Source organism: Yersinia vastinensis (assembly GCF_044905075.1).
Classification (GTDB): Bacteria; Pseudomonadota; Gammaproteobacteria; order Enterobacterales; family Enterobacteriaceae; genus Yersinia; species Yersinia vastinensis.
In genome coordinates this window covers 4,058,877-4,073,920 of the sequence record NZ_CP173260.1, presented here as the reverse complement: position 1 = coordinate 4,073,920, position 15,044 = coordinate 4,058,877, and the positions used below count along the sequence as shown (strand labels likewise).

The following is a 15,044-nucleotide window of genomic DNA, read 5'->3' as shown; positions in this document are numbered from 1 at the left end:
GGCAGTACTCATCACCGTCACATACCGCTGTATGCTACGGTTCTTGCGCACTGTCCGCACTCAATCTTCCTGCACCGATAACGTCAATGGGTTTCGTGGGGTAAATCGACAACCCAAGAATGACTCGGCGGGAAAGCGTGCCGTGGGGGGCGGCGTAAACCTCTAGGGATAGGCTGATGGCATCTTCACTGCCTGCTTGTTCTCTCTGGGCAACACCAAAAATCATTGCTATGTCGCAAGTGCTTGGATAGCATTGTTGCCCCCTTTCGTTGCCGATGATGGCGCATCCTATGATGAATACATCAAATAAGACAGAATCACCTGCCGGGCAACTTTCTGCTCCTGTTTCTACCGCCCAACAGAGGGTATATAACCTGCCAGAAACATTGCGGGAGAAAGATAAAGTTCAGCGCATTTTAGTTATTAAATTACGCCATTTCGGCGATGTTCTTCTCACTACGCCGTTAATCAGCACGCTAAAAACCCACTATCCGCAAGCCAAAATTGACGTGCTACTGTATGGCGGCACGCAAGATATGCTGCGTGAGAATAAAACGGTCAATCACGCGTTTATTGTGGATCGTGGTCTCAAACATGCCGGCTTGCCAGCTCAAATTAGTGGCGAAAAGGCGTTATTTGCTGCATTAAAAGAGCACCATTATGATCTGATTCTCAACCTATCCGACCAATGGCGCGCCGCAGCCTATTGTCGCCTCTTAAAACCCGGCTTCAGTATTGGTTTTCATTACCCGAAACGTGACACTTGGCTCTGGCGCTACTGCCATTCTGCTTTGGTGGATATTCCTAATGCGGGCGAACGGCACACCGTACTGAATAATCTGGATATTCTTGAACCGCTACACCTGACTGAGGTTTGTACTGATGTCACCATGTCTTATGGTGCGCACGATGTTGAGCGGGTAAAACAGTTATGCCAGCAATACAGCATTAATGACTACATTTTGATCCAGCCCTCGGCCCGTTGGAAATTTAAAACGTGGGCCAGTGAATCCTTTAGCCAACTGATAAACCACTTAACTGAGCAAGGTGAAACGGTGCTACTGACAGGCGGCAAAGACCAAGCTGAACTGGACTATATTGCTGACATTATTGCCGGTTGCGTGCAACCAGAGAAAGTCATCAATCTATCTGGTCAATTGGCACTACCGGAACTGGCTGTCTTGATCGATAACGCTAAACTATTTATTGGTGTGGATTCTGTTGCTATGCATATGGCAGCGGCATTACAAACTCCGGCCGTGGTACTTTTTGGCCCTAGCAACCTTAACCAATGGCACCCGTGGCAGGCTCCGCATACCCTTTTATGGGCGGGTCACTACCGCACTTTGCCACACCCGAATGAGATAGATACTGACACCACCGATCGCTATTTGAACGCAATTCCGGTGCGTGATGTCATAGAGGCTGTTGACGCCTGGCGTGTACAGAGCCGGTAGTCTGTTAAAACGGGTGTCTGCCAGCCACCTTAATCGCCTCCCAACCTGCTCAAACTGAGAGAATTATGATCATCCCATCGACTTCTTCGCCGGTCACGACACCGGCTAACCGTCGTAGCGACATACTGAGTGGCATCACAGCATTACTGCTCGGTATTGCTTTGCCGTCATCCAGCTCACTTATCAATATATCGTTGGTTTTAGTCCTGATTTGTCTGATAGTTAACCGTAACTCACTGCAATTTAAACCCTTGCTGACAAATCCACTTGTCTACTTGCCAGCAGCTATGTTTGCGCTTTTGGCATTGTCATTGTTATTTCATCACAACAGTTATGGCCCGGAGATGGTCGGTAAAGATAAAAAGTTTCTTTATATCCTGCCGCTGGCACTCTTCTTTATTCATCAGCCACGGCTGATTAAACTGTTTTCTATTGGGTTTTTAGCGGCTAACGCAGTGGCTTTGGCTGGCACACTGGCGGTTGGAGTGTTACACATCCCGATTGGTAATGTTGATCCAACCAATCCCACCATCTTTAAACTGCAAATTACCCAAAACTTCTTCATGGCTTTGGCGGCTATGCTGTGGTTGGCTCTGGCGGTTAAAAACCAGGGGTGGAAACGCTGGGCATATGGCCTACTTGTCGTCGCGGCCAGTTACAGTGTGTTGTTTTTGGTTCTGGGACGCACCGGTTATGTTGCATTAGTTGTTGGACTCGGTGTTTGGTTGTTTTTCTCGTTGAGCAACCGTCAACGCGGGCTACTGGTGATACTGGGCGTGGTTGCATTCGCCGCACTCTTATTTATCCCCAATAAAGCAACGCAGCGTATCACTCAGGGTATTGATGAAATAAAAGTCTGCATAGCAGCGTCTGCAGGCCATGAGAATGATGCTTGCAGTACCTCAATGGGGCAACGTTCCGCATTTGCTATAGAGGCGGTACGGCTGATTAAAGCGGCTCCGATTCTTGGTCACGGCGCTGGTGGCTTCTATTATGAAAATCCAGAAATAAACTACAAAATCAATAATCCACATAACCAGTATCTGCTGGAGACTATTCAGTCCGGAGTGGTGGGTTTGATTATCTTCTTGGCGTGGATTGTCTGCTGTTATCGGGTTATCTGGCAGCAAACACCGGCTCTGCGTAATATTTTGTTAGCCGTTTTGACCAGCTATATGGCTTGCAACTTCTTTAACTCATTCTTGTTGGATTCATCTGAAGGCCATCTATTTATGATCTTTGTGGCGATTTTAGCCGGTTATTCTGTTGCGGGCACTCAGCATGCATCGGATAAGCAAGTAACCTAAAACCAGTGTGTTTAACGAATATACAAACTGAGTGCGGCCCCCAATGGGGGCCGTTTTTATTGTTCGGTAACATTTGCAATAGCGTGTATTTGCGATAGAGCATCACAAGACGTTATCACTTCTAGGGTAATGATAACGAATAACCTAAATGTAAAGTGATGCCTTTAAAATAACCGTCAATATGTATATTTGACTAGGGAGTTATTGACTAGGTTGTAAATTTTAAATACGAAATTAACCAGTTTTATTTACGTTATTTCCGGCAATGAGAGAATAATACGTTAGGTTTGAGGGATAATTCCTACGCTATTTCATCATTATGACCTGCACCTCTATCGGACATTTCAACATAAAACATCAGCCTTTCTAATGCGATCATAAAGAATAATGGATATTTTCTTTATTTAAATTAAATTGTTACTGCGGTTTTTTATGCTGACATTTCTTTTTGTGAAAAAATAAAATGCTAGTTTGTTGTCGTGTCATGGCGTTAGTTCATAGTGATTTACGTTAGTAGAAATGTAACGGTTGTTTTTTAACGTATCGATAACAAAAGTAAGCTGAATCTAAATGAAATCTAAATAAAACCTAAATGGCGATCATCTTTTCGCTATTGTTGTTGATTTTTCACACAAGTATAGCTACGCGTGGGAAATATAAAAAAAGAGTATTACCTATACGTTTTATAAAAAATAAAACGCGATGATTATGAACGGTCACTCTCTGATTATGGTTGTGATTACATAGGGGGGGTAAGGTGATGAAGGCGAAGAAATAGATAAAATTTTATAAGATTACGCCTATTTTTATAGCTGAATGTGAGTTATTTAACGCGTTGAATTTTAAGAGCTTTATAATTAATGGTTTATGGCTTAATCATTAATTTTAGACCATGGGTTCAGTGTCTGCAAGAGTGCGAGCACCCTTATCTATACCTAAGTTATTTAATGAATTGGCATGCGGTAATCATCTTAAATGGCCTAATTAAAAAAAACAGATTCCTATGCTAATGAAGTATCTTTGATGCAGTGAATTAAACTGGTTAGAACATTGTTGAATATCTGAAATGATGATTTTGATCACTATTACAAAATTCTGTTGTGTGTGATAATTTTTGCAACAATTTACATATTGTTATTTTTGGTCTACTTTCCGGACATTATGCAATAGTTTTAAAGGAAGCTATCATAAAAATGTATTTATCTCGGTAAGTGGGTCCAGGTGAATCTGTTTGTGGGATAAGCAGAATTTACATTTAACTTAATTTATCCAATGTCATTGAGAACATCATGGCCAATTCATCTACGAATAAATTATCTTTGCCGGCCCTAACTTCTTTAGTGGTCGGTTCAATGATCGGGGCCGGTATATTTTCATTACCAGCGACTTTCGGACGAGCAACTGGTGGGTTTGGTGCACTAATTGCTTGGTGTATTGCTGGGGGGGGGATGTTAATGCTGGCTTTTGTTTTTCAAACATTAGCGCAGCGTAAACCTAATCTCGACTCCGGTGTATTCATTTACGCAAAAGAAGGCTTCGGGGATTATCTCGGTTTTGCTTCAGCATTAGGTTTTTGGGCCGGCACTTGTATTGGTAACGTCTCTTACTTCGTACTTATCAAGTCAACACTCGGGGCATTTTTCCCTATATTTGGCGATGGTAATACCATCCCCGCAGTATTAGTGGCTTCCGTTATTTTATGGGGATTCCATATCCTGATATTGCGGGGCGTTAAAGAAGCGGCGGCGATTAATACTATTGCGACTTTCGCAAAAATCATTCCTATCTTCATTTTCGTCATCGTGCTGATTTTTGCCTTTAAAGGTGATGTCTTTGCATTGAACTTTTGGGGCACACCAGACGTTGTTAAAAGCGTGGATTTATCCCACTTGAATGATTATGGCTATGTCGGTCATGCAGCGGCAGTGATGGCACCTGTTGTTGAACCTGAGTCCTTATTCTCTCAAGTCCGCAGCACAATGCTGGTTACGGTGTTTGTGTTCTTAGGCATTGAAGGGGCCAGTGTGTATTCACGTTACGCCAAAGAGCGTAGCCATGTGGGTATTGCGACTGTTCTCGGTTTCATTGGTGTTTTATGCCTGTTGGTGCTGATCACCATGCTGTCTTACGGTGTGCTGCTCCGTCCAGATCTTGCGGCTTTACGTCAACCATCAATGGCGGGGGTATTGGAAGCTATCGTTGGGCGTTGGGGGGCCATCTTCATTAGCGTCGGTTTGATTATTTCGGTATTAGGCGCTTATTTGTCTTGGTCATTGCTGGCTGCAGAAGTGTTGTTCTCCGCCGCCAAAAGTAAAAGTATGCCGAAAGTCTTCGCGACGGAAAATAGTAATGCAGTACCTTCCGCGGCGGTTTGGCTGACAAATATCTTTATTCAAGTGTTCTTAATTCTGACACTGTTTACTGATTATGCTTTCCAGTTGGCGTTGGAATTAACCAGCTCATTAACCCTTATCCCTTATTTGCTCGTCGGGGCATATGGATTAAAACTGGCATGGACCGGTGAAACTTACGAAACCAATGCACGTGGGCATCGCAAGGATCTTATTTTTGCCATTATCGCGACCTTCTATTCCGCACTGATGATTTACGCAGGTGGCCTGAAATACTTGCTGCTGTCGGCCATTATCTATGGCCCGGGCACTATTTTGTATTTGATTGCCAAACGTGAACAGCATCAAAAAGCCTTTAATACCTACGAAAGAATACTGTTTATTGTGCTCATCGTGGCGGCGGTTATTGCGCTTTACAGCATCTTTACCGGAATTATCACCATATAATTTATTGGAGTTCTTATGTCAGATAAAGCGAAGAAAACTCACGCTAAAACTAAGTTTGGTGTCCATTCTGAAGTCGGGAAGTTACATAAAGTCATGGTGTGCGCCCCCGGTCGTGCTCATAACCGCCTGACCCCCAGCAATTGTGATGAATTATTATTTGATGATGTTCTGTGGGTAGAAAGAGCTAAACGCGACCATTTTGATTTTATGACCAAAATGCGTGAACGCGGTGTTGATGTGGTTGAAATGCATAATTTGCTGGCGGAAACACTGGAAAATCCGGCCGCGAAAAAGTGGATTCTGGATCAACAAATTGTGCCAAATGAAGTGTCACTCGGTATTTTGCATGAAACCCGCAGTTATCTGGAAAGCCTGACATCACGCGTGTTGGCGGAAGTATTGATCGGTGGGCTATCGACCACTGAATTACATAAAGACGGTAAGTGTGACAAAGAAGAACTGAAGCTGATCCGCGAAGCAGTTGGCATCACCGAATATCTGTTGCCGCCACTGCCAAATACGCTCTATACCCGCGACACCACCTGCTGGATTTATGGTGGGGTCACACTGAATCCGCTGTATTGGCCTGCACGTCATGAAGAAACTATTCTGACCACCGCTATCTATAAATTCCACCCAGATTTTGGCGACGCAAATGTAAAAGTATGGTGGGGTGATCCGACGCAGCACCACGGTACGGCGACACTGGAAGGCGGCGACGTGATGCCGATTGGTAACAAAACCGTGTTAATCGGCATGAGTGAGCGTACCTCTCATCAGGCGATTACTCAGTTAGCTCAATCGCTGTTTAAAAATAGTGAAGGGCAAGTCGAGCGTGTCATGATTGCCGCAATGCCAAAACTGCGTGCTGCCATGCATCTGGATACGGTATTTACATTCTGTGACCGTGATGTGGTGACTCTGTATCCGGCAATTGTTAATCAGATTCAAACCTTCTCACTGCGCCCAGATAAAGGCCCAACCGGTATTAAGCTGAGTCGCGATAAAGGCACTTTTGTTGAGGCGGTTGCTGGGGCATTGAACCTGAAAAAACTGCGTGTGGTAGAGACGGAAGGCAACGATTACGACACCGAACGCCAGCAGTGGGACAGCGGCAATAACATGGTTGCATTGTCTCCTGGGGTTGTTCTGGCTTATGACCGTAATACGAAAACGAACACCCAGTTGCGTAAAGAAGGGGTGGAAGTGATTGAAATTGTCGGCAGTGAATTAGGCCGTGGGCGCGGAGGCGGTCACTGCATGACATGCCCGATTATTCGAGATGCCGTTGACTACTAATTCCCTTTGTTCTTGAAGTCGTAGGGGGTTAGTTACGTGCACTTACCCGAATCATTTACTTATGTAAGTGATTCGGGATGCGCTTAATAGATAGAGCTGCTCTTAAAAAAATAGCCGATAGTGAATAGCAGAACAGCGCTATTTTACTCTCGGCTATCTGTGTTTATTCCCTTTTTAAGACTGAAATGTGATGTACCGAAATGAAAAGGATTATTGAGTGAAATACGTTTATGGTGCGTGCTTTTTGTTGATTGTGGTTCTGACTACGCTGTTTGCATTCCAAAATAGCGGGACAGTGAACTTATCTCTACTTTTCACGCAAATAACACTACCCATTTCTGTACTAATTGTGCTGATCTATTTTTTAGGGATGTTTACCGGGGGATTATTAATCACACTAATAAGAGCGCTAGTGCGCAACTTGTCACAGAAGACAGATAAAAAAGTGTGAATAACTAATCTGCAATAATTTTGAAAATCTGACTCAATGAGATCTTATAGTGAAGATAAAAACAGTAGTCATTCTGCTATTAACGTTTCTTCTCGCTGCTTGCGACAGAACTCCCCCTGAAGTCGTGGAAAGTGTGCGTCCGGTTAAAATATTTACTGTTGAAGACAGTGGGCAAAATGGGACTCGTTACTTCCCGGCACGATTACAAGCTGGTGATGAAACTCAACTCTCCTTTAAACGCAGCGGGCAGCTACAACAATTGTGGGTGCGTGAAGGTGAGCAGGTCAAAAAAGGTCAGAGAATTGCGATGCTTAATGACACTGATCTGAACTTACGAGTCAGGGATCGTCAGTCAACTTTTAATCTGGCACGAGATCAATTCAACCGTTTCAATACATTACAAGGGCAACGTGCAGTTTCACGTGCCGAGTTGGACGTCCGCCGTGCTGAGATGGAATCTGCTCGCGCTGCGTTGGAAATTGCGCAAAAAGAACTCAGTGATGCCACCATTACCGCACCTTTCGATGGCATTATTGCCAATGTTAATGTGCGTAACCATCAGGTCATGGCCCCAGGTCAAGCAGTGGCAACATTAAGTGCATTGGATACGCTAGATGTCGTGTTCAGTGTACCCGAACGTCTATTTACCACACTGGACATCAGCAATCGCAATTACACCCCAACGGTATTACTAAATCACCTGCCGGGGCGCGAGTTTATTGCTGAATATAAAGAACATACCACCTCGACGACTTCCGCCTCCCAGACTTTCCAAGTGACGTTGACCATGAAACGCCCGCTAGATATGCCATTGCTTTCAGGTATCAGTGGCCGGGTGAGAATCAATTCCGGCAATCTGTCTGGCACTGCCCATCCCACCATTATCGTACCGGTTGAAGCGGTCTTTAATCCTGACAGTGCACAGCTCAATGATGCACGGGTCTGGGTTATCAAAAATGAGGATGGTCAGATGCATGTCGAAGAGCGCAAAGTACAAGTGGGTCAACTCACGGCAAACGGTATTCAAATCACTTCCGGGTTGGCTGATGGCGAGCAAATTGTCTCCGCAGGTACGGGTGAGCTTCGTCCAAATCAAATTGTTCGGGCTTGGGTACGTGAGCGGGGCCTCTAATGAAGCTGACTGATAATTTCATCAATAATAATACACGTATCTGGCTAACGATTCTGTTGCTGGGTATTGGTGGCATTATTGCCTATCTCAATATAGGTAGGCTGGAAGACCCGGCTTTTACCATCAAAACGGCGGTGGTAGTGACCCGCTATGATGGTGCATCGGCGCAGCAGGTTGAGGAGGAAGTGACGTTACCTCTGGAGAATGCTATTCAAGAACTCTCCTATGTAGATGATGTGACGTCGATTTCCAGTGCCGGTTTATCGCAAATAACTATCAATATTCGCGCACAATATGGCGCGAATGAGTTACCGCAAATCTGGGATGAGTTGCGGCGTAAAATTAACGACAACAGTGTGCGCTTACCGCCGGGGGCGAGTGCCCCAATGGTCAACGACGACTTTGGCGACGTGTATGGGTTCTTCTTCTCGCTCACGGGCGATGGCTACAGTAACCAGGATTTACGCAATTTTGCCGAACAATTGCGGCGTGAATTGGTCTTGGTGCCCGGGGTTGGGAAAGTGGGGATTGTCGGTATTCTGCCAGAAGAAGTGCAGGTAGAGATTTCCCGCGCCCAAATGACGGCCGCTGGCATTACACCGCAGCAATTGTCCGACTTACTGAGTCGTCAGAATGTGGTGTCTGATGCTGGTCAGTTACAGGTGGGCAGCGAGTCGATTCGTTTGCATCCCACTGGTGAATTCCAAAGCGTACAAGAGTTGGGGAATTTATTGGTCAGCCAGCCCGGCAGCCCGAAAAGTGTCTATCTTCGTGACATCGCGACGGTGACACAGGGCTTTGGTCATTCACCCACCAACATTTATCGCGCTAATGGTAAGCCAGCGTTGGCATTGGGGATCTCATTTGCCCCGAACGTCAACGTTGTCAATGTGGGTAATGCCATTAAAGCTCGGCTGGCACAGCTTGAAGGCGAACGTCCATCAGGCATGCACATTAATGTGTTTTATGACCAATCCCATGAAGTTGAGGGGGCAGTTAACGGCTTTATCCTGAACTTCTTGCTGGCATTGTTAATTGTTGTTGTCACCCTGCTGATTTTTATGGGGGTCCGCAGTGGTGTAGTTATCGCCATTTCTCTGGCACTTAATGTTCTCGGCACACTGCTGATTATGTGGCTGTTTAATATCGAGCTACAGCGCGTATCGTTAGGCGCGTTAATTATCGCGCTCAGTATGTTGGTAGATAACGCCATTGTGGTGGTGGAAGGGATAGTGGTAGGCCGCCAGCGCGGCGAAAATATCTTTACGGCTATCAGCAATGTGGTCAAGCGCTCAATGATGCCATTATTGGGGGCCACTATCATTGCTATTCTGGCTTTTGCGCCAATCGGCCTGTCCAATGATGCCACCGGTGAATACTGTAAATCCTTATTCCAGGTATTACTGATTTCGCTGATGTTGAGTTGGTTCACCGCACTGACACTGACGCCGGTCTTTGCCAAGTGGGCATTTGAGAATCAGAAGCCAGTACAAGCCGATGCGGATAAGCCAGCCAAGCAACCTTATGATGGTTGGTTGTTCCGTTATTATCGTGTGGTTTTAGGCAAATTACTGCAACACCGCACCATCACTTTGGTATTGCTGGCAGCCCTGTTGGCGGCATCGGTGGTTGGGTTTGGCAATGTGCGCCAGAGCTTCTTCCCCCCCTCAAACACCCCTATCTTCTTTGTTGATATTTGGCTGCCTTATGGGACAGATATCAGTTATACCGAAGGGGTGGCAAATAAAGTTGAGCAGTATATCAAACAGCAAGAAGGGGTGGCTGACACCATGGCGACGATTGGTCAGGGCGCAATGCGCTTTATGCTGACCTACAATGCCCAGCGTCATTATCCTAACTATGCGCAGGTGATGGTTCGTACCGAGCAGCTTGACCAAATACCGGGCCTGATTGATGAAATCGAATCCTACATGCATGACGAATACCCGCAAGTTGATGCGCAGATAAAACGCATCATGTTTGGGCCGTCAAACAACAGTTCCATCGAAGCTCGTTTTATTGGTCCGGATCCAGAGGTTCTGCGTTCACTGGCCGCACAAGCGGAAAAGGCGATCATTGCTGATCCGATGGCCGATGGTGCAAGGCATGACTGGCAAGATCGTAGCAAAATGATCCGGCCACAATTCTCTGATTATTTGGGCCGTGAACTGGGTGTCGATAAACGTGAGGTAGATGGCACGTTGCGCATGAGTTTTGGTGGTCTACCGGTCGGGCTGTACCGTGATGGCACACGCCTAATGCCGATTGTGTTACGCACTCCAGATTCTGAGCGGCTTAATGCAGAACGTCTTAATGACGTGATGGTGTGGAGCCAGGCACGCCAAGCCTTTATCCCGATTGATAACGTTGTGACCAGTTTTGAAACCGAGTGGGAAGACCCACTGATTATGCGTCTGGATCGTAAGCGCACACTGACGGTACAAACGGATCCGACTCAACAGGGGGGCGAGACCTCGGCGGAGCTATTGCGACGCATTAGACCGGGAGTGGAAGCCGTGCAGTTACCACGCGGGTATGAACTGGAATGGGGTGGCGACTACGAAAGTACCAAGGAAGCTCAACGAGGTATTTTCATCAGTCTACCTATCGCCTTCTTGATTATGTTCGTGGTCACGGTGCTGATGTTCAGCTCTGTACGCAATGCGCTGGCTATTTGGCTGACAGTGCCATTGGCGTTGATCGGAGTGACAGTGGGCTTCTTATTGACGGGTATTCCGTTCGGCTTTATGGCCCTATTAGGGCTATTAAGTTTGAGTGGGATGTTGATTCGTAACGGTATTGTATTGGTTGAAGAGATCGGTTTGCAGCGGCAGGAAAAACCGCTACGTGAAGCGATTATCGATGCTTCTACCGCCCGTCTACGGCCCATTATGCTAACAGCATTTACCACTGTTCTGGGGCTGGCACCGCTGTTGAGTGATGCCTTCTTCCAAAGTATGGCGGTGGTTATTATGTTCGGTCTGGGCTTCGCCACCGTGTTGACATTACTGGTCTTGCCAGTGATTTACAGCAGTATGAACCCAGAACCTAAAGAAAAAGTGCATGATGAGCCGGTGAGTGAATAACTCGCTCATCGTATCACTCAGTTTGCCGTGATCTCAGCAGCCCCAATTCTCGGGGCTGCTTTTTTATTTGGTGATCTTTTTTAGGGGGGTAAATAATAAATATCCTGCTATCGCAAGGCCAGTACTGCCCGCGATAACGAATGTCATAGGGATGCCGATATAATGAGCAACACCAGAACCGATAACCGGGCCGGCAACCAGTGTGGCTAATTGTACGCTGCGGCAACTGGTTGAAATGACACCTAACATATTTGTGGGCGCTTCATTTTGTAAAACAATGCTAAATGACATCACAATACACGCATAACAAAAACCATTAATAAACCAAATAGTGCAGAAAATATAAAGATGGAGATTATCAAAAATCAAACAGAGAGTACCGGCACTGAGTACAGTGACACTGAAGCCAATAAGCCCACAAATCATCAACCATTGGTTGCTAAATAATGCATATATTTTCTTGAATAAAAAGCCCGATAAAATAGCACCAGCAGCGGTGCTACTCACGATAATGCCAAATGTACCTGGGCCAAATCCCTGATTTCTTAATAAAATAGAAAGAATAGAATCATATAAACCCAATGTAAGTGAGGCGGCCAGAACGACGGAGAAAGAAGAAAACAATATAGAGCTTTTCCTAATGATATTATATACTAGATTGAAGTTAGGTAGAGTTTCTGTGACAATAATTGATTTTTTAACCCATCCAATAATAAAGCCCATTCTTATAGATAGTAATGCTGTAATTAGCGCCATAACGGCGGTTAAATAAAACCCCCCTTGCAAATTTACTATGGCAGAGATGGCAGAGGCAAATAGTGGGGAAATGATTTTTATGCATTGATCAATAATATTGCAAAGTGCGACAGTAAGTAATATTTGTTCTTTATTTAATAACTCCCTAATAAGTATTTGCTCAGCAGGGCTTGCACCTAAGTTACTGATTCCTTTTAGAAGAATTCCAAGTAAAAACAGTTCCTGATGAGTTGATGTAGCAAGCCATAGAGAGGTTGCAAATCGACCAAAAGAACTCGTTAATAATATTACCACTGGCGAGTATCTATCTGCCAGTTGACCAATAAATGGCCCTAATAATAATCCAGGAAAACCATATAATGCCGCTGCTATCCCTAGCTGGTAGGCCGGAGCATTAAAATGAAAACTCATTACAGTGAATATAAGGGTAAAATCAACCCAAACTGCGATAGAGTTAAGTATTCGGGATAAAAATAAAGAAGGGAATCCAGCTATAAGAAATAGTTTTAGCATTAAAATGATTTCTTATTATTTTCATGTGAATGTTTTTTGGTATAAAACCGATCATTGACAACAAAACCATCAAGCCCTCTTTGCTGCATATATTCTGCTAACTCACTTGTTTTATTAATAAAGCCTTTTCCGTTAAAATTGAGTGAGGTATTACATAACACACCATAGTCTGTTATTTTTTTAAAAGCTAAAATCAGTTGATATATATTATTGTTTTGCTCGCTATTAACTGTTTGTGGTCTGGATGAACTATCAACATGAGTAATAGCTTGAAGGCAACTATCTAAAACATGAGAAAAAAATAGCATGTGAGGGCTGGGTTTCTTTAAATCAAAATATTTTAATGCATCACTTTGCAAACAAATTGGAGCAATTGGCCTAAATGATTCTCTATTTTTTATAGTATTTAAACGCATTAATGTGGTTTTACTAAATGGTGCTGCCAATATTGATCTATTACCTAATGCTCTTGGGCCAATTTCGGCTTTGCCATTAACCCAACCAATAACAGCACCTTTTGCCAGAGCATAAGCGACATTAGGATATTCTAATTTTTCATATTTAAGCCCAACAATATCAATCACATCATTATTGAAAATCTGGCCACAGTAAACACTCCAATCAATTTTAGCATTACCTGTAAAATAATATTGTGCATCAATAGCTGTACCAATGGCAGAACCAGAGTCATTAGTGCAGGGCGGGATGAAAACATCATCAAATAAATCACAATTTAGCCATTTACTATTCCAATCACAGTTCAAACCACAACCACCACTTATCAGTAATGGTAATTTCTTACTAACTATTTTTTTAACTTCGGTATAAAATTTTGCAAATATTGCATCAGTTAAATACCCTGTAAATTGCTTAAAAACATCACTTTCGACGCCTATATTATATAGGTGTGACTTTACAAATTGATTCTTACATAGTTTTTCATAACTCAATGGTGTTGATAATAAATAGGATATTAATTCATCATCCTGAGCTGATATTTCCTCCCTGTTACAGTAAGCCGCCAAAGCCATTATTTTACCAGCATCACCCAGCCTTACTTGGCCTTGAGTAAATGGAAAGGTTTTATCAGCAATGCCATATGAAAAAGCATAACGAATACCTATATCAGGAATAATATCAGCTAGTTTTTTAATTCTAACATGTTGGTCTATATAATAAAATGAACCAATATGTCCCTCCCAAATAAGTGCATAGCAAGGTTTTCCTTGGCGAAAAGGTGACATACCATAGGCACATAATAAATGTGAACGTTCGTGAGAAGAGGTAAAATAAAACACATCATGTTTAAGAAAATTCATTTTCACCGGCTTGGTCAATTCTAGCCCAAAGTAACCGGCACCAATATCATGATTATGTGGATTATTACCGGATGACCAACCACTAAGTGCAATAATATCTGGGGCATCATTAATAGTTGATAGAGCTTCAATAATGCACTCAGTAGTAATATTACAATAACGAAATCCAGAGCCTTTTTCTGCTTCATGAGAGAAAATTAGCTTGCTATCTTTAATGTAAGAAATACTGCCATCATGCCCTGGTTTAAATGATAAAATTTTCATTGGTTACTTTCCCCATGACTAGTTTGACGTTTTATAGTTTCAAGCAACTTAGGGGAAAAAGAGGAACCCGAACTTGGCCCCGCGCCTAAGAAGAACATTACAGATTCTTCAACTTCATTTACACCAAGTAGCTTATTTATTTCCCTATCCAAAAAATAGCCAGTTGGCCAAGAGCCTAACTGCATGGCAGTGGTGATTAGTTGAAATGTTTGAACTAAGCAGCCTATATCAAACAATGCGACCCTATAGGCTCTGGAGTGAGGGTATTTCCACCACATCTTTTTAAAGCATGATGTGATAAAAATACCAAAAGCTAAGTCTTTGGCAAACATTTGGGCACAAAGCAGGCTCCCTAATTTTTCCCCATTGATATCGGTACTGACTAGCGTCAATTCATGTCTATGAGACTGATAGTGATATATTCCTGATGCTAATCCAATTATATTTAAAGCAACCAAATAAGCTTCACTTGTTTGTAGGGAACCTCCTGATGGTGAGGTGCGGCGATAACCGATAGATTTTAGTCCTGCAACTTCCATTTCAGTGCGCTTTGAACCGTGAGGGGTACCAAAGGTCCAGAATAAAACCTCGGCCACTTCTTGCAATGAAACTGTTTCTCTTTTGAATTCTCTGCTAGTCTTTCGCGCAAATAATGTATCCAT

General features: G+C 43.8%; 11 protein-coding genes. 7 read left to right on the top strand and 4 right to left on the bottom strand.

Going from position 1 to position 15,044, the window contains the following annotated elements; all coding sequences use genetic code 11:
* Positions 1-34 precede the first annotated feature (34 nt).
* Complete coding sequence (locus tag ACIOG0_RS18810; protein WP_128451347.1) at positions 35-226, bottom strand: hypothetical protein; 192 nt, start codon at positions 224-226, stop codon at positions 35-37.
* 64 nt (positions 227-290) lie between these two features.
* On the opposite strand from ACIOG0_RS18810, the gene rfaQ reads away from it, so the two are divergent.
* From rfaQ to ACIOG0_RS18775, 7 genes are all read left to right on the top strand, one after another.
* Complete coding sequence (rfaQ, locus tag ACIOG0_RS18805) at positions 291-1,457, top strand: putative lipopolysaccharide heptosyltransferase III (RefSeq protein WP_050140902.1); 1,167 nt, start codon at positions 291-293, stop codon at positions 1,455-1,457.
* Positions 1,458-1,522: 65 nt separating this feature from the next.
* The gene (gene waaL-ps, locus ACIOG0_RS18800) at positions 1,523-2,764 is read left to right on the top strand and encodes an O-antigen polysaccharide ligase WaaL-ps (RefSeq protein WP_050099994.1); all 1,242 of its coding nucleotides are present in this window, start codon (positions 1,523-1,525) and stop codon (positions 2,762-2,764) included.
* Between the two features lie 1,289 nt (positions 2,765-4,053).
* The gene (locus ACIOG0_RS18795; protein ID WP_050099997.1) at positions 4,054-5,562 is read left to right on the top strand and encodes an amino acid permease; all 1,509 of its coding nucleotides are present in this window, start codon (positions 4,054-4,056) and stop codon (positions 5,560-5,562) included.
* A gap of 15 nt (positions 5,563-5,577) precedes the next feature.
* On the top strand, positions 5,578-6,861 hold the full coding sequence (gene arcA / locus ACIOG0_RS18790; protein ID WP_050099999.1) for an arginine deiminase: 1,284 nt from the start codon (positions 5,578-5,580) through the stop codon (positions 6,859-6,861).
* A 217-nt stretch (positions 6,862-7,078) separates the two neighbouring features.
* Entirely contained in the window at positions 7,079-7,312 is a 234-nt protein-coding gene (locus ACIOG0_RS18785; protein ID WP_050100001.1) for a lipopolysaccharide assembly protein LapA domain-containing protein, read from the top strand.
* A gap of 49 nt (positions 7,313-7,361) precedes the next feature.
* Positions 7,362-8,444, top strand: a complete 1,083-nt coding sequence (locus tag ACIOG0_RS18780; RefSeq protein WP_128451348.1) for an efflux RND transporter periplasmic adaptor subunit — start codon at positions 7,362-7,364, stop codon at positions 8,442-8,444.
* Complete coding sequence (locus ACIOG0_RS18775) at positions 8,444-11,530, top strand: efflux RND transporter permease subunit (protein WP_050140900.1); 3,087 nt, start codon at positions 8,444-8,446, stop codon at positions 11,528-11,530. The genes ACIOG0_RS18780 and ACIOG0_RS18775 overlap by 1 nt, the downstream gene beginning before the upstream one ends.
* A 63-nt stretch (positions 11,531-11,593) precedes the next feature.
* Here the strand turns inward: ACIOG0_RS18775 and ACIOG0_RS18770 are convergent, their stop codons facing one another.
* From ACIOG0_RS18770 to ACIOG0_RS18760, 3 genes are read right to left on the bottom strand one after another with little or no spacing between them, the layout of a single operon-like run.
* Complete coding sequence (locus ACIOG0_RS18770; protein ID WP_128451349.1) at positions 11,594-12,799, bottom strand: MFS transporter; 1,206 nt, start codon at positions 12,797-12,799, stop codon at positions 11,594-11,596.
* Positions 12,799-14,382, bottom strand: a complete 1,584-nt coding sequence (locus ACIOG0_RS18765; protein WP_164908351.1) for a carbamoyltransferase C-terminal domain-containing protein — start codon at positions 14,380-14,382, stop codon at positions 12,799-12,801. The genes ACIOG0_RS18770 and ACIOG0_RS18765 overlap by 1 nt, the downstream gene beginning before the upstream one ends.
* Entirely contained in the window at positions 14,379-15,044 is a 666-nt protein-coding gene (locus ACIOG0_RS18760; RefSeq protein ID WP_072086642.1) for a SagB/ThcOx family dehydrogenase, read from the bottom strand. Before ACIOG0_RS18760 ends, ACIOG0_RS18765 begins: the two co-directional genes overlap by 4 nt.

What these genes read in the sequence shown, in the direction of transcription:
- ACIOG0_RS18810 (WP_128451347.1), bottom strand. Translation starts at nt 226, where the DNA reads ATGATTTTTGGTGTTGCCCAGAGAGAACAAGCAGGCAGTGAAGATGCC.
- rfaQ (WP_050140902.1), top strand. Translation starts at nt 291, where the DNA reads ATGATGAATACATCAAATAAGACAGAATCACCTGCCGGGCAACTTTCT.
- waaL-ps (WP_050099994.1), top strand. Translation starts at nt 1,523, where the DNA reads ATGATCATCCCATCGACTTCTTCGCCGGTCACGACACCGGCTAACCGT.
- ACIOG0_RS18795 (WP_050099997.1), top strand. Translation starts at nt 4,054, where the DNA reads ATGGCCAATTCATCTACGAATAAATTATCTTTGCCGGCCCTAACTTCT.
- arcA (WP_050099999.1), top strand. Translation starts at nt 5,578, where the DNA reads ATGTCAGATAAAGCGAAGAAAACTCACGCTAAAACTAAGTTTGGTGTC.
- ACIOG0_RS18775 (WP_050140900.1), top strand. Translation starts at nt 8,444, where the DNA reads ATGAAGCTGACTGATAATTTCATCAATAATAATACACGTATCTGGCTA.
- ACIOG0_RS18770 (WP_128451349.1), bottom strand. Translation starts at nt 12,799, where the DNA reads ATGCTAAAACTATTTCTTATAGCTGGATTCCCTTCTTTATTTTTATCC.
- ACIOG0_RS18765 (WP_164908351.1), bottom strand. Translation starts at nt 14,382, where the DNA reads ATGAAAATTTTATCATTTAAACCAGGGCATGATGGCAGTATTTCTTAC.
- ACIOG0_RS18760 (WP_072086642.1), bottom strand. Translation starts at nt 15,044, where the DNA reads ATGGATACATTATTTGCGCGAAAGACTAGCAGAGAATTCAAAAGAGAA.